The 1,053-nt window shown below is 69.0% G+C and carries 1 protein-coding gene; it reads left to right on the top strand.

The genetic code is table 11. The features are described from left to right. Window positions 1-778 (top strand): rhodanese-like domain-containing protein (locus tag L995_RS18405; RefSeq protein WP_047472917.1); only part of this gene is annotated, 778 nt, incomplete at its 5' end. Window positions 779-1,053: the final 275 nt, after the last annotated feature.

Below are 1,053 nucleotides of genomic sequence, written 5' to 3'. Positions count from 1 at the left end.
AGCCACCGAACGCACGCTCTACCGCTTCGACGTGCGCACCCGCGAGGAATACCAGGCCGGCCACCTGCCCGGCTGGCGCTGGGCGCCGGGCGGCCAACTCGTGCAGGCCACCGACGAATACGCCGCCACGCGCGGCGCACGCATCGTGCTGGCCGACTGGGACGGCGTGCGCGCCCTCACCACCGGCGCCTGGCTGGCCCAGCTGGGCTGGGAAGTCTTCACCTACGCTCCGCCCGCGCTGGCCACCCTGGAAACCGGCGCCGAACCCGTGCGCGTGCTCGCCTCCCGCGCACCCGCGCCCCAGCTGTCCGTGCAGCAGGCGCAGGAACTGCTGGGCGAAGGCCGCGCCATCGTCTTCGACGTGGACAGCCGGCCCGCCTTCGAGAAGCAGCACATCGCCGGTGCGCGCTTTGCCGTGCCTGACCGTCTGCCCTCCTTCGTGCAGGCCCTGCCGCCAGCGCAGGTCGTGGTGCTCACCTCGCCGGACGGCGTGCTGGCCCGTGGAGTGGCGGCCGAACTGGCGGCGCGCACGGGGCGCGATGTGCGTTCCGTCGTCGGCGGCACTTCTGCCTGGGCTGCTGCCGGGCTGCCGCTGGGGCAGGGGGATGCGGATGTGCTGACGGGGGATGATGACCAGTGGTACAGCCCTTATGCACATCGGGATCTGGGGTTGAGGGATGCGGGGTTTCGGGCTTATCTGGATTGGGAGTTGGGGTTGGTGGGGCAGTTGGAGCGGGATGGGTGGGCTTCTGAGATTCGGCTGGTGCCTGCTGTTTGAGGCTGGCTCTTGGTCTGCTTTTTGTCCCTGCCGGGTGGTTGTTTTTCGAGGCCGGGTTTCGGCCCGGCAGCCGACTCCCTTTCTTATCGCGCGATAAGAAAGGAAGCAAAGAAGCGCGCCCCAAACTGCCCACGACCCCTGCGCTGCGCTCCGGGGCGACCAGCGTTGGGCGGGATGCGGGGTGTGCCGCAGAACTCGCTGCGCGCTGACGCGCTTCGCTCAAACAACTGCGGCAAGTCAGATGACGAAGCAAGCCTGTCCTTCGGCAGGCTTGC

Source organism: Delftia sp. ZNC0008, assembly GCF_000799035.1.
In the GTDB taxonomy this organism is placed as follows: domain Bacteria; phylum Pseudomonadota; class Gammaproteobacteria; order Burkholderiales; family Burkholderiaceae_C; genus Comamonas; species Comamonas tsuruhatensis.
Note: the sequence above shows the minus strand (reverse complement) of the source record. Positions and strands in the feature narration are given on the sequence as shown.